The following is a 24,175-nucleotide window of genomic DNA, read 5'->3' as shown; positions in this document are numbered from 1 at the left end:
CAATGAGCGACCGTGGGAAGATCGACCGCGAGTTCTTCGACCAGTACATCTACCCGAACCTGGGTGCCGAACGAGACGACGTGGCGGTCGGGCCGCGCCACGGCGTCGACTTCGGCGTGCTGGACGCGGGTGGGACCGCGGTCGTGACCGCCACGGACCCCATCTCGATCCTTCCCGAGCTCGGCTGGGAACGTGCGGCCAGATTCGCCCTCGGCGTGGTGCTCGCGGACGTGGCCGTCTCGGGGATTCCACCGAGTCACCTCGCCATCGAGTTCTCACTGCCGCCGGAGATGACCGACGAGGCGTTCGCGGCGGTGTGGACGACGATGGACGAAGAACTCGAGGCGCTCGGGACCTCGGTGCTGACCGGGCACACCGCCCGCTATCACGGCTGCTCGTTCCCGTGGGTCGGCGGGGCGACGGTCATGGGCGTGGGCGACCACGACGAGGTGATCCGGCCGGACGGTGCTCGACCGGGGGACCATCTGCTCATCACCCACGGTCCTGCGGTCGAGGCCGCGGCGCTGTTCGCGAACCTCTACCCGGACCAGCTCCGGGACGCCGGTGTGGAGGTGGACCTCGACTCCCTTGCCGACCGCCTCCCCGAGACCGGCCACGTCAGGGACGCACTGCTCGCGGCAGCCTCGGGGCCGGTGACGGCGATGCACGACGCGACCGAGTGCGGCCTCCACGGCGCACTGGTCGAACTCGCCGAGACCGCCGAGGTCGCCATCGAGTTCGAGCCCGGGGCGGTGCCCGTGGCCGACGACGTGCGAGCGGTCTGTGACGCACTCGACATGGACCCCTGGGCATCGACCACCTCCAGCACGCTCCTCATCGCTGTCCGTCCCGAGGGTGTCGACGACGTGCTCGCGGCGCTCCGGGAGCGCGGGACGCCCGTCGCCGACGCTGGTCGGGTTCGCGACGGCACGGGCGTCTCCATCGATGGTGAGCACCTCAGCCACCCAGAAGAGGACCCAGCGTGGCGGGCGTACGCCGAGTTGGCAGCGGCTGCAGACGGCAGTGACGACTAGCTCGCCACGTCGACCAACCGACGACCGTCGAGCCGCGGAATCACGTCCCGACTCGACAGCGACATCGCGTACTCGCGGACGTCGCTGCTTCGAACCTCGTTCTTGTCGGGGTAGTTCGGTCCCTTCGCGTACTCCAGCTGGTCCCGGAAGAGCTCAGCTTCGACCGGCTCGAGCGGGACGCCGGCGAGGTGTCGCCCCACGAGCAATGCCCCGATGGTGTCCTCGGTCGCCGGCTCGCCGTCCTTGCCCGCGGCGAGCAGGTGGACCGGACCGTCGACCGTCCGGAGGTGCTGGCCCAGCGCGGCCGCGTTCGTCGTCGACCCGACGTAGATGCTCGCGCCGTCGGTCCCGAGCAGCCGGTCGATGGCGCGACCGCCGTTCGAGGAGGTCATCGCCACGGGTCGGCCAGCCACGTCGAGGGACTGGACGTAGCTCGGCGAGTTGAAGAAGTCGTAGCCGTCGGCCGGCTCGTAGGTCGGTGTGGTCCCACCACCGATGCACGCGTCGGGGTTCGCCTCGCGGAAGGCGAACTCGTCGCCGCGCTCTTCGGTGATGTGGACGTACTCGGCCCCGTTGGCCAGGAGTTCCACCACCGTGGTCGAGAAGTGCATCACGTCGATGACGACGTAGTGCCCCGGGCCCGGGTCCGGCGGGAGGTCTTCGATGCGTTCGAGAAGTCGATCCGTCAGGTAGTCACCCCACTCGGTGCTGCCACCAATCACGAGCGTTCTGTGGCCGTCTGGACTAATGAACGTGTCCCCAGCATCAGGCGGACTGACAGGCTCTGGAATCGTGGCGAACAGGCGGCGGGGTGGCAGTAGGGGAACCCTCGGGGGGTCGCCGCACAACCGCGAGCCACCGAGGGGCTGGTCTCAGGTGATACCGGGACTGGCCCCGGCTTCCGGTTTGAACCCTCGGTCACTGGTCGGCAGAGACGGCCCGCAACTGCGTCAGTACCCACGCCAGCACGAGGAAGGTACTCCCGAGCGCCGCGACCCAGACCGCCCACTCGACGAGGACGGCCTGGTTCGCGGTCATCGCGGCCTGGGGGACGCGCTGGGAGAGCGCCCAGACGTGCCGGACGACCTGGACGAACGCCACGAGGCCGAGCGCGCTGCCGGCGAACAGCAGTTTGGTCTTCGTGTCCACGAGCGTCACTCGGTGCGGGGTGGCTTCAACGCGTGGGCCGACCGGCGGGTCGCGTCGAACCGCCACCGGCGAACCGTAAACCATCACCTGCCGACGCGAGACGGTCCTATCGATGGCCCCGTCGCTCCCTGCATCGAGCGTGGTCCGGTACTACCTGTACAAGGCCACCAAGGCGGTCGAGTTCTACCGCCCGGTGATGTACCTCTACTTCCTCTCGCAGGGGCTGACCTTCACGCAGATCGCCGCACTCGAAGCGGTCTACAACCTCACGACCGTGCTCGGCGAGGTTCCCACCGGCTACGTCGGTGACCGGGTCGGCCGCCGGAACAGCCTCCTCCTCGGGACCAGTGTCATCGCGGCGACGCTCGTCGGCCTCGGCTTCGCCGAGACGTTCCCCGCGTTCCTCGGCCTGTACGCCCTGTGGTCGCTGGGGTACACGTTCCGGTCGGGGAGCGAGGACGCGTGGCTGTACGACACCCTGACGGTCGAACTCTCCGAGGACGCCTTCGCCCGGGTCCGTGGCCGCGGCGAGTCGATGGCACTGCTGGTCGGCGTGGTCGGTGCCGTCGCGGGCGGCTACCTCGGCAGCGTCGATTTGCGGTACCCCTTCTGGGTCGCGGCTGGCCTCACCGCGGTCGGTATCCCGGTGCTCCTCTCGATGCCCGAACCCGAGTCAGTCGAGGGTGCCGGCGGTGACGTGCTGTCCGTCCGGCGTGCGCTCGGCATCGTCCGCGGGGCACTCACGCGCCGGCGGCTCCGGGCGTTCGTCCTGTACTACTACGTCCTGTTCGCGGCCGTACTCTACCTCGTGTTCATCTTCGTCCAGCCGATCTTCGAGACGGTCACGCTCGACCTCGGTCTCCAGCAGAGCCAGGTCGAACAGGCGCTTGGCTGGTACTACGCCGGTATCAGCCTCGTCGGCGCGGCCCTGAGCTACAACGCCGGGGCCATCGAGGAGTACGTCGGTCTCCGGACGTGGTTCCTGCTCCTCCCGCTCGGGGTGGGTGCCGCACTCGTCGGGATGTGGGCCGTCCCGGTTCTCGCGCTCCCGGTACTCCTGCTGGTTCGCGGTGTCGCGGACACGACGGGGACCCTCGCGAGCCAGTACGTCAACGACCGCATCGAATCGACCGGGCGCGCCACGGTCCTCAGCGCGATGGCGATGGTGAGCGCGGTGACCGTGGTCCCCTTCCAGCTCGGCAGCGGCGTGCTCTCGGACGCCGTCTCACCCCTGTTCGCACTGGCGGTCGGGGGCGGCGTGCTGGCGGTCGGGTCGGTCCTCGTGTGGCTGTGGGAAGCGCCGGTTCCGTCCGCGTGAGACCCCACCAGCCAGAACACTGTCAGACCCAGTTACCCACCAGAAACCCCATAACCCCTGTGAAACGTGCTTTCGACAATAACCCCTAGAGAAACCATATATTCTTACTCGCCGTATCGTACAACTGGGGATTTTCCATGGCAACCAACGACTCCCAACTCATCGACCGGTACAGCGAGATCATCCGCGACGTCGTCGACGGCATCAACGACCAGGACCTCACAGGCTTCGAGGACTACTTCGCGGACGACCTGGAGACCGAGATTCCGTACGGCTGGAGCGGGGACTACGCATCGGGCTACGACGAGTTCGAGGCGATGCTCGAGGACTACTTCATGGCGTTCCCGGACTTCACCATCGAAGCCGAGTCCTTCACCGCCAGTGGCGACTGGACGTTCACCTGGCTCTCGTTCGCGGGCACCCACGAGGGGAGCTTCTGGGGGTTCGAGCCCACCGAGAAGTCCTTCGCGACCAGCGGCTTCTGGATCAACCGCTTCGAGGACGAGACCATCGTCGAGAGCTTCGGCTGGTTCGACCTGTTCGACCTGTTGACCCAGCTCGGATACGAGTTCTCCTTCGACGGCTGACCGGAACACCAACGACTTTTATCACTGGGTTGTACCACACGTGTATGCACCAGCGACAGCCAGTCCCGACCGGGCCACCCGTCGGGCTCACCATCGCCGGCAGCGACTCGGGTGGCGGTGCCGGCATCCAGGCAGACATCCAGACGATGGCGGCCCACGACGTGTTCGCCACCAGTGCGGTCACGAGCGTGACGGCCCAGCACACCCGCGGCGTGACCGCCAGCACCGTCCTCGACCCTGCAGCGGTGACCGCACAAATCGACGCCGTGTTCGACGATTTCGCCGTCAGGGCGGCGAAGACCGGGATGCTCGGAACGGAGCCGGTCGTCCAAGCCGTCGCGGACCGACTCGCAGAGACGGACGTGCCGGTCGTGGTCGACCCCGTGATGGTCGCGACCTCGGGTGACCGGCTGCTCAGCGAGGGCGCTGAAGCGGCGTACGAAGCGCTCATCTCGGAGGCAGCACTCGTGACGCCGAACACCGACGAGGCAGCCGTCCTGACAGGGATCGAACCGACCGACGAGGCGAGCGCCCGGGAGGCCGGAACGGCCCTCCTCGAGCTGGGCGCGGACGCCGCGCTCGTCACCGGCGGCCATCTCCCGGGTGACGACATCGTGGACGTGCTCGTGACGCGCGACGGCGTCGAGACCATCCGCCACAGCCGCATCGCCGGTGCGGCGACCCACGGTTCCGGCTGTACCCTCTCCGCGACGGTCACGGCGAACCTGGCCCGTGGATTCGAGATGGAAACGGCCGTCCGCGAGGCCATCTCGTTCGTCGAACGCGCCCTCCGCTACTACCAGAACGTCGGCGAAGGCCCGGGCGCAGTCCATCACATGGTCGAGGTCCGCAACGGTGCTGCGGCCGGCGCAACCCTCCAGGCGGTCGAGTCGGTGGTCGACGAACTGGTCGCGGCCGACGTCTCCGCGCTCGTTCCGGAGGTCGGGATGAACGTCGTCGGCGCACTCCCGTTCGCCGAGACCACCGACGAGGTCGCCGCGGTCGACGGCCGAATCACTCGGCTCCACGTGGGTGTACGACCGAACGGCGGCGTCCGGTTCGGCGCATCCAGCCACGTCGCGCGCTTCCTGCTCGCCGCCCGTGAGGAGGCGACAGACTTGCGGTTCGCGGCCAACTGCCGGCTTGACGACGACGTGGAGGCTGCGCTCGAGAGGCTGGACTGGCAGGTCGCGGTGTACGACCGCGACGCGCAGCCGGACCCGGACGAAGAAGGGAACACGATGCAGTGGGGGGCCAGACAGGTGTTCGGTGCCGCCGGCGAAGACGACCGTCCGGTGGCTGTCCTCGACCACGGCGCACTCGGGAAGGAGCCGATGTGCAAGGTCGTCGCGCCGACGCCCGAGACACTCGTCGACCGTGTGCTCGGACTGCACGACGCGCTGGACGAGTAGTGGCTCAGCCCCGGTCGACAGATTCGACTGCGTCGACCAGTTCGTGCAGGTCGTCGACCGCGTCGGTGAGCGTTCGGGCAAGGTCGTCACGGCGCTCACAGGCGGCGACGTAGGCCTCGTCGCGGTCCAGTTCGAGCTGGGAGAGTTTCGATTCCAGCAGGTCGAGCGTCGCGACCAGCGAGAGCAGGGCTCGCACGTCGTCGTCGTACGCGCCGAGACGAAGGTGCAGGTCGATGGCCGCGTGCAGCGTCGCGCTATCGACGGGTTTGCAGAGGTAGTCGTCGAAGTCGAGGTCGACGATGTCGACGACGGGGTCCACCGCGGTCACCATGATGACCCGGCATGTGGCGTCGCGTTCCCGGAGCCGGGCGAGGACCTCGTCGCCGGACATGTCGGGCATTCGGCGGTCGAGGACGATGACGTCGAAGTCCTCCGCGATCTCCAGGGCATCAGCGCCGTTGTACGCCACGTCCGTCTCGTACCACTCTGCCAGTCGCAACGCGTACGCGTCTGCCACCGCCTCCTCGTCGTCGACCACGAGGACGCGTGCTCCATCGGCTCCCATACTACCTGCCCGTACGACCTGATAGCGGATAGTTCTCCCGGGGGCCACCGCCTGGCAGCCGCTCAGAGCTTCGCCGTCGCGAGCAGGAACGTCACGAGGACCATCGAGAGCGCGACCGCAGCGCTCTGCAGGAGGGCGATTCCCAGGTCGACCCGGAACGCGACACCTATGCCGAGAGTGACGAGGAACCCGAAGACGGCGTAGACGAGTGCCCGGACGAGTCGGTTCGGGTCAGCAGCCATACAGACACCCGCGCCCCACGGTGTGAAAGTTCCTTCGGCAACCGCAGCCCGGCGGGCCGAACCCGCAGGGTTTTACCGCGCCTACCGACCAGTACAACCCATGACAGAGGCGACGGGTATCGTCGGCGAGTTCCTCTCCCTCAAGGAGGAGACCGACGCCGACGTGTTGGCGATGCAATGCGGTGACTTCTACGAGTTCTTCGCCGATGACGCCGAGCTCGTCGCGGCCGAACTCGACCTGAAGGTGAGCCAGAAGTCGAGCCACGGCTCCTCGTACCCGATGGCCGGTGTCCCGCTGAAGGACCTCACGCCCTACCTCAAGGCGCTCGTCGAGCGCGGCTACCGGGTCGCCGTCGCCGACCAGCACGAGGAGAACGGCGACATCTACCGCGAGATAGAACGGGTCGTCACCCCGGGCACGCTGCTGGAGACGACTGGAGACGATGCCCAGTACCTCGCCGCGGTCGTCCGCGAGGGCGACGAGTACGGCCTCGCGTTTGCCGACGTGACGACGGGGCGATTCCTCGTGACGAACGTCGACACGGTCGAAGCGGCGCTCACCGAACTGTACCGGTTCTCACCCGCGGAGGTGCTCCCCGGGCCCGACCTCCGCGACGACGAGGCATTCTGTGACCGCGTGCGCGACCGGACCGACGCCCGGATCTCCCTGCACGACGCCGACGCGTTCGCACCCGCGAAAGCGACCCACACCGCCCGCGAGCACTTCGGCACGGAGACGTTCGAGAGCCTCGGTGTGACCGACCTTGCCGTCAGAGCCGGCGGTGCCGTCCTCGACTACGTCGCCGAGACCGGCACCGGCGTCCTGGCCTCGATGACGCGCGTCCAGCCCTACCATGGCGGCGACCACGTCGAACTCGACGCGACCACCCAGCGCAACCTCGAGCTCACCGAGACGATGCACGGCGACCGAAGTGGGAGCCTGTTCGACACCATCGACCACACGGTGACGAGTCCCGGCGGTCGGCTGCTCAAAGAGTGGCTCCAGCGCCCCCGACAGGACCTCACGGTCCTGAAGGAGCGACAGGCGGCCGTCGCCGCCCTCGCGTCGGGCGCACTCGGCCGCGAGGAGTTACGCGACGTGCTCGACGACGCCTACGACCTCGAACGCCTCGCGTCGAAGACCGTGAGTGGCAGCGCCGACGCGGGCGACCTGCTCCGAATCGAGGAGACGCTCGGCGTCCTCCCCGCCCTCGTCGAGGCCATCCAGGCCTCGCCAGCCCTCGACTCCTCGCCGCTGGCCGACATCGTCGACCGTCCGGACCGCGAGGCCGCGGCGGGACTCCGCGAGGAACTGTCCGAGGCACTCGCCGAGGACCCGCCGAAGACGGTCACCCAGGGTGGGCTGTTCAAACAGGGCTACGACGACGAGTTGGACCAGCTCATCGAGCGCCACGAGGCGGTCCAGGAGTACTTCGACACGCTCGCCGACCGCGTCAAGCGCCAGTACGGCCTGAGCCACGTCACGGTCGACCGGAACAAGACCGACGGCTACTACGTGCAGGTCGGGAAGTCGGTCGCCGACCAGGTGCCCGAGCACTTCGAGCACGTGAAGACGCTGAAGAACTCGAAACGGTTCTCGACCGACGAGCTGGCGGAGAAGGAGCGCGAACTCCTGCGGCTGGAGGAACAGCGCGGCGACTTCGAGTACGAGCTGTTCGAGGAGTTACGGGAGCGCGTCGCGCAGGACGCCGAACTCCTGCAGGACGTGGGGCGGACGGTCGCCCGGGTCGACGCGCTCCAGAGCCTGGCGACCCACGCCGTCACCAACGACTGGACCCAGCCCGAACTCACCGAGGACCGGACACTCGACATCTCGCAGGGGCGGCATCCGGTGGTCGAACAGACCGTCCAGTTCGTCCCGAACGACTGCCGGATGGACGACGACAACACGTTCACCATCGTCACCGGCCCGAACATGAGCGGGAAGTCGACGTTCATGCGCCAGAACGCGCTCATCGTCCTGCTCGCGCAGGTCGGGAGCTTCGTCCCGGCGAAGGAGGCTACTGTGGGACTGGTGGACGGCATCTTCACCCGGGTCGGCGCGCTCGACGAACTCGCACAGGGGCGCTCGACCTTCATGGTCGAGATGCAGGAGCTCTCGAATATCCTCCACTCCGCGACCGCGGACTCGCTGGTCATCCTCGACGAGGTCGGTCGGGGCACCGCGACCTACGACGGCATCTCCATCGCCTGGGCGGCCACCGAGTACCTGCACAACGAGGTCCGGGCGAAGACCCTGTTCGCGACGCACTACCACGAGTTGACCGCGCTGGCAGACCACCTGGACAGGGTGGTCAACGTCCACATCGCGGCCGACGAGCGCGACGGTGACGTGACGTTCCTGCGGACGGTCCGCGAGGGACCGACCGACCGCTCCTACGGTATCCACGTCGCCGACCTGGCCGGTGTACCCGGACCGGTCGTCGACCGGGCGCGGGACGTGCTCGACCGGTTGCGACAGGAGAAGGCCATCGAGGCGAAAGGCGGGTCAGCCGGCGGTTCCGGTACCAAGCAGGTCGTCTTCGACCTCGGGAGCGGCAGCATGACCACTGCCGACGGTGGGTCGGTGCAGGCCGAAGACGCGGGGGCGGAGTCGGCACTCGACCCGGAGACGGAAGCGGTGCTGTCCGAGTTGGCCGACCTCGACATCGCCCAGACATCCCCCATCGAGTTGATGGGGCGTGTCGAGCAGTGGCAGCAGCAGCTGAACGAGGAGTAGCCGACTACCCCACGAAGGGGTTCTGTTCTTCGACCAGATTGGTCTTGTAGACCCCACGGGTCGTCCCGAGTCGCCGGTCGTCCTCGTCGAGGAGTTCCACCTCGACCACGCCGGTGTCGCTGCCGTACCGGACGACCTCGGCCTCGCCGTAGATGTCGCCGGTCGCGGGCCGCATGTAGTCGATGCGTACGTCGAGCGTCGGGCCAGGGTTGCCCTCGACCGATGCCAGTGCCGCCGCCGACAGCGAGTCCGCCAGCCCGAACGCGACGCCGCCGTGGGCGAGGCGTGTCGTGTCCGACAGCGAGTGGTGGTCTTCGAGTTCTATCTTGCCCTCGACGTAGCCCTCCTCGACGTGGGTTATCTCGACGCCGAGGTGCTCGCCGAAGGGGTACCGCTCGTTGAATCGTTCGAGAACGTCCATACGTGCCTCCGGACTCACGGAGAGTATATCATCGTTTCGAGGGGTCCGGGTCGGCGGGCAGCCGCCGCCGGCACCGGACCGCGGTCAGTCGTCGGCATGGGTCCTGTTCCGTGACTCGTGCAGTCCCTCGCAGACGGTCCCCTGCCCCCGGACGTTCACCGCCGCGGCGCGCATCCGGTGCTGGACGAGGTCGAACTCGTCGACCGCGATGGGGTCGCCGTCGGGGTCCCGGAAGCAGCGGTCGGCCGGGTCGGTCACGAGACCGATGGTTCGGGCCTTCTCCAGGTAGTCCTCGACCGGCTCACGTGGTGCCGTCACGGTGAGGGACCCGTCCTGGACGGTGACGGCGACGTGCCCGTCGGCCACCGAGAAGTCCAGGTCACCGAGGGTCAGGTCGACGATCTGTGCCGGCTGGAGGCCCGCGTCGCGGAAGGCCTCGACCGCGCGATGCTGGCGGGCGAGACGCGCCTTCTCGTCGAGCTTCCGTCGAACCGCCGCGACGCCTGATTCGGCGTCCGGGAACGTCTCCGCGAACGACCGGCGCTCGTTGATGCCCGTTGTTATCTCCTCGCTGTGCATGTGGTCCAGCAGCGACACCGTGACGCCAGCGACCGAGTCGATGTCACCGACCTCGTCGCGGATGCCGGTCGCCATCATCCAGGCGAACGCCGGCGAGCACCACGCCGTCGGCAGGACGAACACGACGGTGACGTGCCCGTCCGCGATGGTCACGCGCTCGACGTACTCCAGGTCGACGATGGAGCGGTCGAGTTCGGGGTCGTCGACGCGGTCCAGTCGGGCCTCGACGGCGGCCGGGTCGACCGACCCGTCCGTGGAGGCAGGCTGTGCAGCCATCGGTCAGTCCGCCGCCGCGTCGTACTGGTCGGCGAGGTCGAACTGCTGGCTGAGTTCGTCCGTCCGGAGCGCCTCCTTCTTCGCCTCGATGTCGATGTCGTACAGCTCGGCGACGTTCTCGCCCATGACCTTCTTCATCACGTCGGTGGTCAGCTCGACGCCGTACTCGTCGCGCTGGTCCGGCGTGAGTTCCGCGTCCAACAGCGTCGGGATGAGCCAGTCGGGCTCCCAGAGCGCGTAGTCGCTCCCGTAGATGATGCGGTCCTCGCCCAGCCAGAACAGGAGTTCACCCATTATCTCGCCGAACTTCCGCGGTCGCGTGCCGGCCATCGGGGCGGCCACCGCGAGGCCGCCGTAGACGTTCGGTTCCTGGGCCGCGATCCAGCAGAAGTCGTCGAGGCGTGGCAGCCCCACGTGCTCGACGATGAAGTTCAGGTTGGGGAACGACGAGGCCGCGTCGTCGATGTCGGCGACGTCGAAGGCGTCCCGGTTCAGCGGTCGGATGGTCGGTCCCTTGTGCGCGTGGATGTTCTCGATGCCGAGTTCCGCGCACCGTTCGAGGAACTCGAAGGCCTCGTCGCTATCGAGCCGCCAGCCCTTCGAATCGCCGCGCCACTCGGCCGTGTACAGCTTCACGCCCTGCAGGTCGTAGTCGTCGTCGAGTCGTTCGAGGTGGGCCATCCCCTCCTCACCGTCGCGCGGGTCGAAGCTCCCGTTGAGCACGAAGCGCTCGGGGTAGCGCTCGGCGAGTTCCGCGTTCTGGTCGGTCGTGTTGAATCCCTCGTCGTAGAAGTCCGAGAGGTACGTCGGCTGGAAGATGCCCATGTCCGTCGCGCCGTCGCGGAACAGGTCCTCGACCATTCGCTCCTGGCCGTACTTCCGGTAGGTCTCCATGTCCCACTGCTCTTCCTCCGGGGTGAACGCGGTGTGGTAGTCGTAGAAGCACTGGATGAACTGTTCGCCCCCCTCGTGGACGATGTTCTCCTCGCTCGCGTCCCACAGGTGGATGTGCCCGTCGATGACGAAAATCTCCTCTCCGTTGTGTGTGTACATCGACCGAAATGTGGTAACACACACCAATATCCGTTGTACCAATCCTCATAGGTAGACAGTTTAGACCCGAGACCGGCGTTGTGCGCAATGTTAGCATGTTAGCAGCGAGACTACACGAGTACACCGACGACATGACAGAAGCCCTGACTATCGAGGACATCGAGCGACCGACCGTGGAGGCGTCCGACGGGGTCATCGTCGAGGTCGAAGGGGCGGGGTGGTGCCAGACGGACAACCACATCGTCGAGGGGATGTGGACCGACTACGTCGAGCAGGAACTCCCGATGACGCTGGGGCACGAGAACGCCGGGACGGTCGTCGAGACCGGGCCGGGGGTCTCCGTCGTCGAGGAGGGCGACTCGGTCATCTGCCACCCGGTGATGACCTGTGGGACCTGTCGCCAGTGTCGACTCGGCGAGGACATGTACTGCGAGAACATCTCGTTCCCGGGACTGACGACCGACGGCGGGTTCGCGGAGTACCTCCGCACGAACGAGCGAGCGGTCATCCCGCTCCCGAAGGGTGTCGACACGACCGACATCGCCCCGCATGCGGACGCGGGAATCACGGCCTACCACGCGGTCAAGAAGGCGGCTCGGGAGCTGAACCCGGGCGACCACGCCGTCGTCATCGGGGTCGGGGGGCTGGGCCACATCGGCCTCCAGTGTCTCGATGCGATGAGCGCGGCGACCATCACCGCCGTCGACCTCAAGGACAAGGCACTCGACCTCGCAGCAGACCTGGGTGCCCACCACGGCGTCAACCCGGCGGACGAGGACGTGGCCACGACCATCGCGGACCTCACCGACGACGCCGGGGCCGAGCAGGTACTCGACTTCGTTGGGGCCGACGTGACGACCGGGTACGCACCGGACATCGTCGCACCCGGCGGCGACCACCACGTCGTCGGCTACGGCGGCCACATCCACGAACCCGCGCAGTCGCTGGTCGACGGCGAGTTCAGCTACAGGGGGACCCTCGTCGGGCGCTACACGGAACTCCAGGAACTGGTCGCGCTGGTCGACCGCGGCGACGTCGAACTCCGGACCTCCCGGTACTCGCTCGACGACATCAACACCGTGGCCGAACGCCTCGAACACGGCGAGATAGAGGGTCGGGCCGTCATCACCCCGTAGGGGCGCTACCGACCGAGGGCGGCCTCGTCCTCCTCGAAGAGCGTGGCGAACATGTTGGCCTGTGCAGCCCGGATGTGCTGGCTGAACGTCGGCTGTGAGATACCGAGTTCGTCCGCGCACTCCTCCGACGACGCTCCGCGTGGCCAGTCGAAGTACCCGAGGTCGTACGCGACCCGGAGCACCTCCTGTTGTTTCTCAGTGAGTCGCTGGGCGAACAGCGCCCGGGTACCGTTTTCGCTCTGAACCGGGAGCCGATGCCGCCTGTCGTGTCGCGAGCGGAGTGTCACGTCCGAGTGCCGCTGTTCGAACGTCTCGACCACGGTCCGGACCGAGACGTGCGCGGGCACGTCGGCGACCACGTGCCCGACGCCCTGCTCCGCCCAGACCTCGCGAGTGTACGCCTGGACGTCGCCGAGGGTGGCAGCGACGCAGGGACCCGCCAGCACGAACTGGAAGAGGCACCCGTCGCCGGCGTCGAGGACACACTCTGCCTCCTTCACCGCCGCCAGGTCCGCCACGACGGCACGGACCTCGTCGGGCGTCGCGCCCTCCACCGTGATGAACTCGAGGAGGGTGCCATCTGACCGATGTGCGAGGTGTTCGAGTTCCATCCGACAGTCCGCCCGTGCCGACAGGACGACGAAGAAGCAGTCCTGGTCGCGGACAGTGAACTCCAGTTCGACCGTCTCGTCGTTGTCGCCTGTGCCCGCTTGCGCCATACGCCAACGTATGGTAGATAATGACATACAGGTTGTGTTGCCCCACCTGGATTGCGGGAAACTCGGCCAGTCGTCCCCGCACGAACAGCTATTTGTCTCATCGCCGGATACGAACACCGAACACGGGGACCCATGCACGACACCGATATCCAGCGACTCGACCCGAAGACCATCGACCGAATCGCGGCGGGTGAGGTGGTCGAGCGCCCGGCATCCGTCGTGAAGGAACTGGTGGAGAACAGCCTCGACGCCGACGCGACGCGCATCACGGTGGCGGTCGAGGAGGGCGGCACCGAGGGCATCGTCGTCTCGGACGACGGCATCGGCATGACCGAGACGGACGTCCGGGCCGCTGTCGAAGAGCACACCACGAGCAAGATACGCAGCATCGAGGACCTCGAATCCGGGGTCGGCACGCTCGGGTTCCGTGGCGAGGCGCTGCACACCATCGGCGCGGTGTCGCGGACGACCATCCGGACGAAACCCCGCGGCGGGTCAGATGGGACGGAACTCGTCTACGAGGGCGGCGAGGTCGAGGCGGTCCGGCCCGCGGGGTGTCCGGAGGGAACGACCATCGAGGTCGAGGACCTCTTCTACAACACCCCCGCACGTCGGAAGTACCTGAAGACCCGGGCAACCGAGTTCAGCCACGTCAACCGCGTGGTGACCCGGTACGCCCTCGCGAACCCGGACGTGGCGGTGACGCTGCAACACGACGGCCGCGAGGTGTTCGCGACGACCGGCCAGGGCAACCTGCGCTCGACGGTCATGAACGTCTACGGGAAGGAGGTCGCGAAGGCGATGCAACCGGTCGATACCGCGGGCGAGGACGACCCACGAGACACGCCCCTCGACTCGGTGTCGGGGCTGGTCTCCCACCCGGAGACGACCCGCAGCACCCGCGAGTACGTCTCGACGTTCATCAACGGCCGGTACGTCACCTCGAAGCTGGTCCGGGACGCGGTGCTGGACGCCTACGGCGGGCAGCTCGCGTCTGATAGATATCCTTTCGTCGTGCTGTTCCTGGAGATGCCGGCTGGGGAAGTGGACGTCAACGTTCACCCGCGCAAGATGGAGGTCCGGTTCTCGGAGGAGGCGGGCGTCCGCCGGCAGGTCCGGGATGCGGTCGAGGACGCACTGCTCGACGCCGGCCTGCTCCGGTCCTCTGCGCCGCGCGGGAAGTCGAAAGCGCCCGAGGCCGACGTTCGACCCGAAGCCGGGGAGGAGTCGGAGCCTGACGAATCGGAATCGTCGACTGGCGGCGAGCAGGCCAGCGACGACGGCGGCAGTGCAGAAACCGCCGCCGGAGTCGCAGACGCAACCGGGACTGCGGAGGACCGCTACGCCGACGAGGGATGGCTCCCACCCGAGGAACGGGAGGACGGGGCGAGCGCCGAGGGCGATAGTTCGGCGGCCGACGCCGACGGATCGGCGACAGCCGAGGCGACGCCCGACAGCAGCGAGGAACCACCAAGCACCGCCAACGCGGGCGAGCGCCGAGCGACCGTCTCGCGGCCGGACCACGAGGCACTGGGCGACTTCGGCCCGACAGGTGGCGACCTCGATGACCTCGGTGCGTCCGAGACCGAGCCACCGGCCGAGACGGCCTCGACCCCCGAGTCCTCCCGCAAGTTCTCCGGCGAGCAGACCCAGACCACCCTCTCCGGCGAAGATGCCAGAGACCGCGGCGAGTACGAGACCCTCCCGAGCCTGGACGTGCTCGGCCAGTACCGCGAGACGTATCTCGTCGCCGAAGGCCCCGACGGCCTGGTTCTCGTGGACCAGCACGCCGCCGACGAGCGCGTGAACTACGAGCGCCTGAAGCAGACCTTCGCCGACGGCGTGACCGCCCAGGCGCTGGCCGCGCCGGTCGAACTCGAACTCACGGCTGGTGAGGCTGCGGCCTTCCCGGACTACAAGGACGCACTCGCCCGTCTCGGCTTCCAGGCAGAGGCGAGCGACGACCGGTCCGTGACCGTCACGGCGGTCCCCGCCGTGTTCCGGAAGACCCTCGACCCCGAGGACGTACGGGACGTGCTCGCGGGGTTCGTCGCCGAGGAGGCCGACGGCTCCGAGACGGTCGAGGAGCTGGCCGACGCCTTCATCGCCGACCTCGCGTGTTATCCCTCCATCACGGGGAACACGTCCCTGACCGAGGGCTCGGTCGTGGACCTGCTCACCGAACTCGACGCCTGCGAGAACCCCTGGGCCTGCCCGCACGGCCGGCCGACCGTCGTCCAGTTCGGGAGCGAGGAGATCGAGAACCGGTTCGAGCGGGACTATCCCGGCCACGGCGGCCGACGGGACCGCTGAGGACGAGGGCTGTCACGACCCTGCACGGCTGGCGCACCTTTACAGCGCCGCGACAGGTATCGTCGAGATACATGTCCAGTCACGTCCAGAGTCCGGGAACCGAAACCGGGGGGAGACCACCGTGAAAGAGGTCGACGGCCAGGACGGCGGCGGCCAGATTCTACGGTCGGCGCTGACGCTGTCGGCCCTCACGGGCGACCCGGTCACCATCGAGAACATCCGCGGCTCGCGGCCGACACCCGGGCTGAAACCGCAGCACCTCACCGGGGTCGAGGCCATCGCCGCGATCTGTGACGCCACCATCGAGGGCGCGAGCGAGGGGAGCGAGAAACTGGTGTTCGAGCCGAAACGACCCCGCCCGGGCCACTACGAGGTATCGGTCGGGACGGCCGGCAGCGTCACGCTCGTCTTCGAGACGCTGCTCCCCCTCGCGACGGCCATCGACGGCCACCTCTCGGTGACCGTCTCGGGCGGAACCGACGTGAAGTGGTCGCCCTCGATGGCGTACTACCAGCACGTCAAACTCCCCACGATGCGTCGGTTCGGCCTGCTCGCGGCGGTCGAGGAGACCCGGCCAGGGTTCTATCCCCGCGGTGGCGGCGAGGCGACCTTGCACCTCGCACCCTCGTCGCTCGACCCGATTCACCGGCGCGAGCGGGGTGACCTCCAGGGTGTCCGGGTGTACTCGACGGAGTCTGCGGACCTCTCGAACGCGGACGTGGCGGCGCGGCAGGCGACGGCCGCGGTGCCCGACTTCGGTGAGGAATCAGACGTGCCCCTCACCGAGCGTGTCGTCCGGACCGCCGACTCGCCCAGCACCGGAACCGCGGTGTGCGTGCGCCTCGACTACGAGCAGACGATGGTGGGCTTCGACGCGCTCGGGGAACCGGGCACCCCCGCCGAAGAGGTCGGCAAAGCGGCCGCCGACGCCGCGACCGACTTCCACGCCAGCAGTGCGGCCGTCGACGAGTTCCTCGCGGACCAGCTGGTCCTGCCCCTCGCACTGGCCGGCGGCGAGGTCCACATCCCCGGGGTCACGGAGCACGTCGAGACGAACTGCGGGGTGATGGCCGCCTTCGACCGCGAGGTGTCTGTCGAACTGGCCGACACCGGCGCAATTCTTTCCGGCTGAGGAGGGGACACTTATACCCAACCCGTTCGTTCACGCGAGTATGATTCACGTGAGCGAAACTGTGGGGGTGCCCTGCGGCCAGCTATGAGTGACGACCTCGTAACCTTCGGAGAGACGATGCTGCGGCTCTCGCCGCCGGGGCAAGAGCGCGTCGAGATGACCGACTCGCTGGAGGTCCACGCGGCCGGTGCCGAGTCGAACACGGCCATCGCGGCCGAGCGACTGGGCGCGGTCACGTCCTGGATGTCGAAGCTCCCGGACACACCGCCGGGTCGGCGTGTCGCGAGCGGCGTCCGAAAGCACGACATCGACGTGGACGTGGTCTGGGCGGACGAGGGCCGCGTCGGCACGTACTACCTCGAACAGGCGGGCAAGCCCCGGGGGACGAACGTCGTCTACGACCGCGCGAACTCCGTCATCTCACAGGCCGAGGCCCAGGAGTTCAACGTCGACCGCATCCAGAACGCGAGCGCGTTCTTCACCACGGGCATCACGCCCGCACTGTCGAGCACGTCGCGCGAGACGACGGCGAACCTGCTCCAGGCCGCCAAGAAGGCGGGGACCATGACCGCGTTCGACGTGAACTACCGCGCGAAGCTCTGGTCGCCCGATGAGGCCCGCAAGACGCTGACGAAGCTGTTCCAGCTCATCGACGTCCTCATCATCGGGATGAAAGACGCCGAGACGGTGCTCGACTACGACGGCCAGCCGGCCCAGCTCGCACACCACCTCGCCAGCGAGTTCGACTTCCGGTCCGTCGTCGTCACCCGCGGCGCGAACGGCGCGCTGGCGTGGAACGACAACGTCATCCACGAGCAGAAGGCGTTCGAGACGGACACCCACGACGCCATCGGCTCGGGCGACTCCTTCACCGGGGCGTTCCTCGCTCGTCGGCTCTCCGGGGACAGCGTGCCGCGGGCGCTCGAGTACGCGACCGCGACCGCCGCCCTGAAGCGGACCATCCCGGGCGACGTGGCCACGGTCACCAAGCGCGAGGTCGAAGCCGTCATCAACGAGAACACCGGCGCGATATCACGATAACGTCCCGCCGACCCGTCGCAGTCTATCGGTTCGCCCCCAGTAGTCGTGCGTGGTTTTCACACGACAACCCTAGTCGATTTGGCCTCATGTTTTCTACCCAACGGGAAAGACCGGCAGATGCGATGAAACGGATACCAGTACTGTTCGCGATGCTGCTGATTGTCGCGTCGGTGCCGGCGTCTGCCGCCACCGCGACCGCGACACCGGAGTCGAGTAGCTACACTGGGACACACGTCGCGTTCCAGGCGGAATCGAACGCGGTCGCGAACTACACCGTCGACGGCGAGCCGATGGTCGCGTCCGTCGCGGTCCAGTCCGAGTCGACGGTGAAGGACGAACTCGGCATCGGCCTCGGTGGTGACCTCGACCTGAAGACCGTCACCGACATCGAGGCGGCCGGTCTCTCCGTCGGTGCCGAGACCACCACGCAGGCGAACATCGAGACCGAGAGCGGGGCCAGTATGACCGCTCACGACAACGCCGACGGGACGCTCGTCGTGACCGCGAACGACAGCGCCCAGGTCGTCGACGCGGACCTCGCGGCCGACGCGAGCGCCGAACAGCAGAGCGACAGCCGCGTCACCGTGACGACCGAGAACGGGACGAAGGGCTCGTTCATCGTCGCTGGTGACGGTCGCGTCACCGTCGACGAGGAGGGCAACGTGACCGCCCGACTCGACGAGGACGCCCGCCTCGTCTTCCGCTCGGCCGGTGAGGAGCGGAGCGAGGAAGAGAACCGGACCGCCGAACTCATCGCCGACGGTGAAGCGGCTGCCGAGGTCTACGTCGTCCAGCAGGGCGGCGAGGCCGTCGTCGACACCGTCACCTACGGTTCGAACACGACGGTCGAGACGAAACAGACCGCCGAGAACGAGGTCCAGCTGACCGTCGAGCGCACGACTCACGACGGCAAGGTCGTGGTGACCCACGTGCGCGAGGCGGCCGTCGGTAGCGTCGAGAACCTCTCCGTCACCGTCGACGGCGAGGCCGCCGCGAAGGCCAGTGCGTTCAGCGAACTCCGCGCGGCCACCGACAACGGCTCGACCTCGAAGTACATGGTCAAGCAGACGAGCAGCGCCAGCGCGGAGGCCGACGCGAAGGTGTACGTCGCGGTCAACCACTTCTCGACGCGGACCGTGACGATGTCCGGCGCGGGCGACAGCACCAGCGATACGACCAGCACGACTGCGACCGACGGTGACACCACCGCCGACAGCTCGACGACCGCCGAGGACACTGCCACGTCCGGCGACGACGCGGACGATGGTGGCTCCTCGGAAGCCAGCGGTTCGCCCGGCTTCGGTGTCGGCGTGGCCAGCCTCGCCCTCGCGGGTGTGCTCGGCATCGCGCGGCTCCGTAGCTGACGTCTTCGACCGTCGTCTCCGACTGCCGTCTCGCTGCCACCGTTCTGGCGGCAATTCGATTTATCGTCCCGTCCCACAGAGTACGAGTCATGACGTTCGTCGTTCCGTACGATGGTGGGGAGCTGGCGCGGACGGCACTCGACCGCGCCGGGGGGTTCGCGGAGGTAATAGACGAGGAGGTGGTCGTGGTAACGGTGGTCCCGAAGGACCAGCAATACGCACGAGAGCACGGCTGGCTCGGGGCTGACGAGTCGTTCGACATCGAGGCGGTCGTCGGGCAGGTTCGCGCCGATATCCGCGAGCTAGCTCCCGATGCACGGTTCGAGTACGTCCTGACGGACCAGTACGCGCCAGCGGGCACCATCGCTTCGAAGGTCCGCACATTCGCTCGCGAACTGGACGCCTCGCTGGTGTTCGTCGGAAGCGACGATGCGGGCCGGCTCGTGACCTCGCTCCGGAGCGTCGGGAGCACCATCGCCGCCGACGACCGCTACGACGTGTATATCGTCCGGAAGGCACAGCCGAGTGCTATCGACGCTGTCGCGGCGCGGTCCCGACTGTTCGATTAGGCATCCCGCACGCAATCGGGGACAACTGCTTTTGCCGTGGGTACCGGACTCCGGACCGATGACACACGTCGCTATCATCGGCGCGTACGGGAGTGCCGGCGCTGCGGTCGCCGGCGAGTTGGCCGACGAGCCCGGCATCGAGTTGACCCTCATCGACGACGGGGAGCCGGGCGGCGGCCTCTGTATCCTCCGTGGTTGTATGCCCTCGAAAGAGGTCCTCTCCGCTGGCGCACACCGCTTCCAGGCGCGGCACGACCAACGGCTCCAAGGCGACCTGCCCGAGGTCGACCTCGAGGCCGTGGTCGAGCGCAAGAACGAACACACGCTCTCGTGGGCCGGCCATCGCCGCGAGTCCATCCACGACCTGGCCGAGCGCGAGAACGTCGAGTTCATCCACGACACCGCACAGTTCGTCGACGACCGGGTGCTCGCGGTCGGCGGCGAGACCATCGAACCGGACTACGTGGTGGTCGCCACCGGGTCGGTGATGAACGTCCCCGAGCTTCCAGGGATGGAGTCGGTCGACTTCATGACCAGCTCGGAGATACTCGATGCGACCGAGTTCCCGGACTCGGGCATCGTCATGGGCTTTGGCTACATCGGGATGGAACTCGTGCCCTACATCGCCGAGGCCGGTGGGACCTCCCTGACCGTGGTCGAGCACGACGCGCGGCCCATCGACGAGGCCGACGCGCCCTTCGGCGACGCCGCGCTCGACATCTACGAGGAGAACTGGGACATCGATATCCGTCGCCACGCGTCCGAGAAGCGCATCGAGGGGACCGACGACGGCGGCGTCCGCCTCACCCTCGAGGAAGACGGCGAGGAGACCGTCGTCGAGGCCGACGAACTGTTCCTGTTCACCGGCCGCCGGCCGAACCTCGATCGCCTCGGCCTGGACGCGACGAGCCTCGAGCCCGAGGCGGGCTGGGTCCGCGACACCATGCAGGCCCGCGACGACGACCGCGTGTTCGTCGTCGGTGACGTGAACGGGAAAGAGCCCATCCTCCACGTCGCCAAGGAGCAGGGGTTCACCGCCGCGGACAACATCCTCGCACACGCCCGCGGGGACGACCTCACCGAGTACGAGAACGTCCACCACCACGTCATCTTCTCCGGCCTCGGCGTCTACCCGTTCGCCCGTGTCGGCCACTCGAAGTTCTCCGCCGAGGAGGCGGGACTGGACTACATCCACGTCACGCGCGGGGCCAGCGACGACGGGGTGTTCAAGACGAAGGACGTGCCCGAAGGGCTGGCCTCCCTCGTGGTCGACGCGAACGACGGGACCGTTCTCGGCTACCAGGGACTGCACTACCACGCAGACGTGATGGCGAAGACGCTCCAGCTCGCGGTCGAGATGGAACTCGACGTGCGAGAGCTTCCCGACCGCGCGTACCACCCGACCACGCCGGAGATACTCGACGGTCTGTTCAGAGATGCTACAAATAAGTTATAAAACAACTACCTGATATTCCAAGAACCGCCATCATTCAGCACTGTGTCTGCAGTTTACACAGTTCACAGATGTATTTATCTTCTTATGGTTCGTACGTTTGGGTACCCATGGCGACCTACACTCCGTCCGACATGGACTTCATGTACAACCAGATGAACCGCTTCAGCGACCGAATGGACCGCACATACGACACGATGCGTGCCGACTACGGCCGCGACTACGCCCCCGCCGGTGACCGCCGACGGGCCGACGACATGCCCCGCTTCTTCGAGGAGTGGGACAGCCGACGGACGGGCGAGTCCTATCCGCGACGATCCTACGAGGGCTCACGCCCAGGATACGAGTCCGAACGCGGTGACTACCGGTACGGAGCACGTAGCGAGTACTACCCACGCGCCGACTACCGTGGCATGGACTACCCGCGCGGCGAGTACCGTGGCATGGACTACCCGCGCGGCGAGTACCGCGCCGACTACCGAGGCATGGACTACTACCCGCGAGGCCGCCGCAGCGAGTTCCGCGGCGACGACTACCGCAGCGACTACCGCAGCGACTACCGTGGCGACTACCGTGGCATGGACTACTACCCGCGCGGCGACTACCGCAGTGAGTACCGTGGCATGGACTACCCGCGCGCCGACTACCGCAGCGACTACCGTGGCATGGACTACCCGCGCGCCGACTACCGCAGCGACTACCGCGCCGACTACCGTGGCATGGACTACCCGCGCGCCGACTACCGTGGCATGGACTACTCCCGTGGCGACTACCGCGGTGAGTACTACCCCCGCGGCGACTACGCCTACCCGCGCGACGGGTTCCGGGGCATGAGCTACCCGTACAGCGAGTACTCCCCCCGTGGCGACTACCGCAGCGACTACCGCGGCCGCCGCAGCGAGTTCCGCGGCGACTACCGCCGTGATGAGGCCGACTACCGCCCCGAAGCCGAGTACCCGCGCGGCCGTGAGATGATGGCCGAGGGCGACTTCCCCGCCGAGATGGGCCGCCGCTACGAGCTCCGCGAGGTCGACGGCGAGTTCGTCTGCATCTGTGAGCTGCCCGGCTTCGAGCGGTCAGACATCGAATGCACCTACGAGGACGGTGTCTTCTACATCGACGCTGCCCGCGAGGGTCGCCGCGATGCCGACAACGTCTGGATGCGTCGGTCCCGCCGCGTGAGCGAGCGCATTCCGGTCCCGCGCCCCGTCGACGTCGAGGGCTTCACCGCGTCGTACCGCAAGGGCATCCTCGAGGTCCGCATGCCCGTCGCCAGCCGCGACCGCACCAGCGCCCGGATCATCACCATCCGCGACTGAGTCCCGTCCGACTGGACACGATATTTTTGTGAGACCCACCACCGGCGAGCGGTCGCCACCGTGTTTTAGAATAGTAACATGTTCGGCAATCAGGGGGCAGAACAGATAAGACAACAATACAATATTATTGTCTGGCCCTCCCCCTATCTTCCTTTCCTGGCCCGTTTACAACGGTTTGTGTAGTCAACGGTTGTAACTATACGCTTAGGTTTTGAAGTTCTGCATGGACATGGCGACCTACAACCCCACCGACATGGAGTACATGTACGACCAGCTGAACCGGTTCTACGACCAGATGGGACGGACGTACGACGTGATGCGGGCCAACGCGCCCTGGATGCTGGGCGAGGCCGGCCCGACCGGGGAGCGACGAGGTGAGGTGCCGCGATTCTTCGAGGAGTGGGACGACCGCCGACGCGACGCGTCGTACCCGCGACGGGGTGGTGAGGAGTATCGCCGAGGCGACGACTACCGCGGTCGTGAGGGCTACGACGGCGAGTACCCGGGTGGCGCTCGAGGCGGGTTCTCCCCGTTCGGCCCGGCACCGGCGTTCCGGTTCCGGCCGGGCTTCGGCGGGTTCGACTACGGCCGCGACGCCCCGGACTACCGTCCCGAAGGGCGGTACGACGACCGTTACGACGGCCGGGGTCGCGGTGAGCGCGGTGAGTACGCGGGCTACCCCGTTGACTCGGGTCGTCGCTACGAGCTTCGCGAAGTCGACGGCGAGTTCGTCTGCATCTGCGAGCTGCCCGGCTTCGAGCGCTCGGACATCGAGTGCACCTACGAGGACGGCGTCTTCTACATCGACGCCTACCGCGAGGCGAGCGAGGACGCCGAGAACGTCTGGATGCGTCGCCCGCGCCGCGTGAACGAGCGCGTCCCGCTGGCGCGCCCGGTCACGGTCGACGATATCACGGCCTCCTACCGCCGGGGCATCCTCGAGGTCCGCATGCCCGTCGCCGGGAGCGAGGGTCGCGCGGGCCAGTCCATCACCATCCGCGACTGAAGGCGGCCGTGGCCACACCCGGCCGACCGATGCCATTTTTCTGAGATTTCGTCACAGTTCGCGACAGATGCGGCAGGTCACGAGCGTCTACCACTCACCACCCAGATACATGCCCTCACAGTCACGAATTTCTAGTTCTCTGGATTTGTAGCGGAGAGGAGCGTGCTAACAACTATCCACATATGTTTATATCCTTATGAGTAGTACGTGCTGATGAGTACTATGAGCTTCAAGAGATTCGACGACATGAACTCGATGTTCGACCAGATGGACCGCATGTTCGACCAGATGCGCCGCAACTGGGCCGGTATGACACCCGAACTCGAGTCCCGACGCGGTGACTTCATGAGCCGACCCAGCTTCGGCGGCCGCAGCTTCGAGCAGTCCGGCATGATGCTCACCGAGGAGGACACGATGTACGTCTTCGTCATGGACATCCCCGGCTTCGAGAAGGCCGACATCTCGTGCACCTACGACGACGGCATGCTCCGCATCACCGCCGAGCGCGAAGAGGACGAGTCCGCCGAGAACGTCTGGATGCGCCGCTCGCGCCGTGTGAGCGAGTCCGTCCGCATCCCCCGTGAGATCCTCGCCGACGAGATCACCGCATCGTACCGCAACGGTGTCCTCGAGGTCCACATGCCCTTCGCGCAGATGGACGAGGAATCGGGCCGCAACATCGACATCCAGTAAGTCGAGTCGCCGCGACCGACGCGTCTGACGACGTGTCCACGTGCATGCGCCGTT

The 24,175-nt window shown here is 67.3% G+C and carries 23 protein-coding genes; 15 read left to right on the top strand and 8 right to left on the bottom strand.

The genetic code is table 11. The features are described from left to right. Positions 1-2: 2 nt before the first annotated feature. The gene (locus ACSC1S_RS02195; RefSeq protein WP_435362969.1) at positions 3-1,034 is read left to right on the top strand and encodes an AIR synthase family protein; all 1,032 of its coding nucleotides are present in this window, start codon (positions 3-5) and stop codon (positions 1,032-1,034) included. On the opposite strand, the gene ACSC1S_RS02190 is transcribed toward ACSC1S_RS02195, so the two are convergent. Next, positions 1,031-1,756: a 2-phosphosulfolactate phosphatase gene (locus tag ACSC1S_RS02190; protein ID WP_435362968.1), complete on the bottom strand. Its 726-nt coding sequence runs from the start codon at positions 1,754-1,756 to the stop codon at positions 1,031-1,033. The genes ACSC1S_RS02195 and ACSC1S_RS02190 overlap by 4 nt on opposite strands. A gap of 196 nt (positions 1,757-1,952) precedes the next feature. After that, complete coding sequence (locus ACSC1S_RS02185) at positions 1,953-2,183, bottom strand: hypothetical protein (protein ID WP_435362967.1); 231 nt, start codon at positions 2,181-2,183, stop codon at positions 1,953-1,955. 112 nt (positions 2,184-2,295) lie between these two features. Here ACSC1S_RS02185 and ACSC1S_RS02180 point away from each other — a divergent pair, with 112 nt between their 5' ends. The 3 genes from ACSC1S_RS02180 (at position 2,296) to thiD (ending at position 5,500) form a co-directional block, all read left to right on the top strand. Further along, positions 2,296-3,501, top strand: coding sequence for an MFS transporter (locus ACSC1S_RS02180; RefSeq protein ID WP_435362966.1), 1,206 nt, complete (start codon positions 2,296-2,298; stop codon positions 3,499-3,501). 137 nt (positions 3,502-3,638) lie between these two features. Continuing rightward, positions 3,639-4,088 (top strand): ester cyclase, encoded by a 450-nt coding sequence (locus ACSC1S_RS02175; RefSeq protein WP_435317177.1) that lies wholly within the window; start codon positions 3,639-3,641, stop codon positions 4,086-4,088. A 44-nt stretch (positions 4,089-4,132) separates the two neighbouring features. Next, the gene (gene thiD, locus ACSC1S_RS02170) at positions 4,133-5,500 is read left to right on the top strand and encodes a bifunctional hydroxymethylpyrimidine kinase/phosphomethylpyrimidine kinase (protein WP_435362965.1); all 1,368 of its coding nucleotides are present in this window, start codon (positions 4,133-4,135) and stop codon (positions 5,498-5,500) included. Positions 5,501-5,504: 4 nt separating this feature from the next. Here the strand turns inward: thiD and ACSC1S_RS02165 are convergent, their stop codons facing one another. Together ACSC1S_RS02165 and ACSC1S_RS02160 are read right to left on the bottom strand one after the other, a co-directional pair. Then, positions 5,505-6,065, bottom strand: coding sequence for a response regulator transcription factor (locus tag ACSC1S_RS02165; protein ID WP_435362964.1), 561 nt, complete (start codon positions 6,063-6,065; stop codon positions 5,505-5,507). Positions 6,066-6,127: 62 nt separating this feature from the next. Next, the gene (locus ACSC1S_RS02160) at positions 6,128-6,307 is read right to left on the bottom strand and encodes a hypothetical protein (protein WP_435362963.1); all 180 of its coding nucleotides are present in this window, start codon (positions 6,305-6,307) and stop codon (positions 6,128-6,130) included. Positions 6,308-6,407: 100 nt separating this feature from the next. Between ACSC1S_RS02160 and mutS the strand changes: the two genes are divergently transcribed. Further along, positions 6,408-9,047, top strand: a complete 2,640-nt coding sequence (mutS, locus tag ACSC1S_RS02155; protein WP_435362962.1) for a DNA mismatch repair protein MutS — start codon at positions 6,408-6,410, stop codon at positions 9,045-9,047. A 4-nt stretch (positions 9,048-9,051) separates the two neighbouring features. Here the strand turns inward: mutS and ACSC1S_RS02150 are convergent, their stop codons facing one another. The 3 genes from ACSC1S_RS02150 to ACSC1S_RS02140 all read right to left on the bottom strand — a co-directional run bounded on the left by ACSC1S_RS02150 (position 9,052) and on the right by ACSC1S_RS02140 (position 11,376). Continuing rightward, on the bottom strand, positions 9,052-9,468 hold the full coding sequence (locus ACSC1S_RS02150; RefSeq protein WP_435317169.1) for a PaaI family thioesterase: 417 nt from the start codon (positions 9,466-9,468) through the stop codon (positions 9,052-9,054). Between the two features lie 84 nt (positions 9,469-9,552). After that, positions 9,553-10,323 (bottom strand): iron-sulfur cluster assembly protein, encoded by a 771-nt coding sequence (locus ACSC1S_RS02145; protein WP_435362961.1) that lies wholly within the window; start codon positions 10,321-10,323, stop codon positions 9,553-9,555. A gap of 3 nt (positions 10,324-10,326) precedes the next feature. Continuing rightward, complete coding sequence (locus ACSC1S_RS02140) at positions 10,327-11,376, bottom strand: amidohydrolase family protein (RefSeq protein WP_435362960.1); 1,050 nt, start codon at positions 11,374-11,376, stop codon at positions 10,327-10,329. A gap of 95 nt (positions 11,377-11,471) precedes the next feature. On the opposite strand from ACSC1S_RS02140, the gene ACSC1S_RS02135 reads away from it, so the two are divergent. Beyond that, positions 11,472-12,512 (top strand): NAD(P)-dependent alcohol dehydrogenase, encoded by a 1,041-nt coding sequence (locus tag ACSC1S_RS02135; protein ID WP_435362959.1) that lies wholly within the window; start codon positions 11,472-11,474, stop codon positions 12,510-12,512. 5 nt (positions 12,513-12,517) lie between these two features. On the opposite strand, the gene ACSC1S_RS02130 is transcribed toward ACSC1S_RS02135, so the two are convergent. Beyond that, on the bottom strand, positions 12,518-13,231 hold the full coding sequence (locus tag ACSC1S_RS02130; protein WP_435362958.1) for a bacterio-opsin activator domain-containing protein: 714 nt from the start codon (positions 13,229-13,231) through the stop codon (positions 12,518-12,520). Positions 13,232-13,363: 132 nt separating this feature from the next. On the opposite strand from ACSC1S_RS02130, the gene mutL reads away from it, so the two are divergent. The 9 genes from mutL to ACSC1S_RS02085 all read left to right on the top strand — a co-directional run bounded on the left by mutL (position 13,364) and on the right by ACSC1S_RS02085 (position 24,121). Beyond that, the gene (gene mutL, locus ACSC1S_RS02125; protein WP_435362957.1) at positions 13,364-15,544 is read left to right on the top strand and encodes a DNA mismatch repair endonuclease MutL; all 2,181 of its coding nucleotides are present in this window, start codon (positions 13,364-13,366) and stop codon (positions 15,542-15,544) included. A 121-nt stretch (positions 15,545-15,665) separates the two neighbouring features. Beyond that, entirely contained in the window at positions 15,666-16,676 is a 1,011-nt protein-coding gene (rtcA, locus tag ACSC1S_RS02120) for an RNA 3'-terminal phosphate cyclase (RefSeq protein ID WP_435362956.1), read from the top strand. Between the two features lie 84 nt (positions 16,677-16,760). After that, on the top strand, positions 16,761-17,717 hold the full coding sequence (gene kdgK1, locus ACSC1S_RS02115) for a bifunctional 2-dehydro-3-deoxygluconokinase/2-dehydro-3-deoxygalactonokinase (protein WP_435362955.1): 957 nt from the start codon (positions 16,761-16,763) through the stop codon (positions 17,715-17,717). A 122-nt stretch (positions 17,718-17,839) separates the two neighbouring features. Beyond that, positions 17,840-19,081, top strand: a complete 1,242-nt coding sequence (locus ACSC1S_RS02110) for a hypothetical protein (RefSeq protein ID WP_435362954.1) — start codon at positions 17,840-17,842, stop codon at positions 19,079-19,081. 89 nt (positions 19,082-19,170) lie between these two features. Continuing rightward, complete coding sequence (locus ACSC1S_RS02105; protein WP_435362953.1) at positions 19,171-19,650, top strand: universal stress protein; 480 nt, start codon at positions 19,171-19,173, stop codon at positions 19,648-19,650. 58 nt (positions 19,651-19,708) lie between these two features. Next, entirely contained in the window at positions 19,709-21,106 is a 1,398-nt protein-coding gene (locus tag ACSC1S_RS02100; RefSeq protein ID WP_435362952.1) for a dihydrolipoyl dehydrogenase family protein, read from the top strand. A gap of 107 nt (positions 21,107-21,213) precedes the next feature. Next, a complete protein-coding gene (locus ACSC1S_RS02095; protein WP_435362951.1) occupies positions 21,214-22,422 on the top strand; it encodes an Hsp20/alpha crystallin family protein in 1,209 nt (402 codons plus the stop codon). Between the two features lie 223 nt (positions 22,423-22,645). Further along, complete coding sequence (locus ACSC1S_RS02090; RefSeq protein WP_435362950.1) at positions 22,646-23,428, top strand: Hsp20/alpha crystallin family protein; 783 nt, start codon at positions 22,646-22,648, stop codon at positions 23,426-23,428. Positions 23,429-23,650: 222 nt separating this feature from the next. Continuing rightward, complete coding sequence (locus ACSC1S_RS02085) at positions 23,651-24,121, top strand: Hsp20/alpha crystallin family protein (RefSeq protein ID WP_435317154.1); 471 nt, start codon at positions 23,651-23,653, stop codon at positions 24,119-24,121. Positions 24,122-24,175 lie beyond the last annotated feature (54 nt).

The sequence above is a fragment of the Haloarchaeobius pelagicus genome, assembly GCF_051207375.1.
Classification (GTDB): domain Archaea; phylum Halobacteriota; class Halobacteria; order Halobacteriales; family Natrialbaceae; genus Haloarchaeobius.
This window is presented reverse-complemented; position numbering and strand designations above follow the sequence as displayed.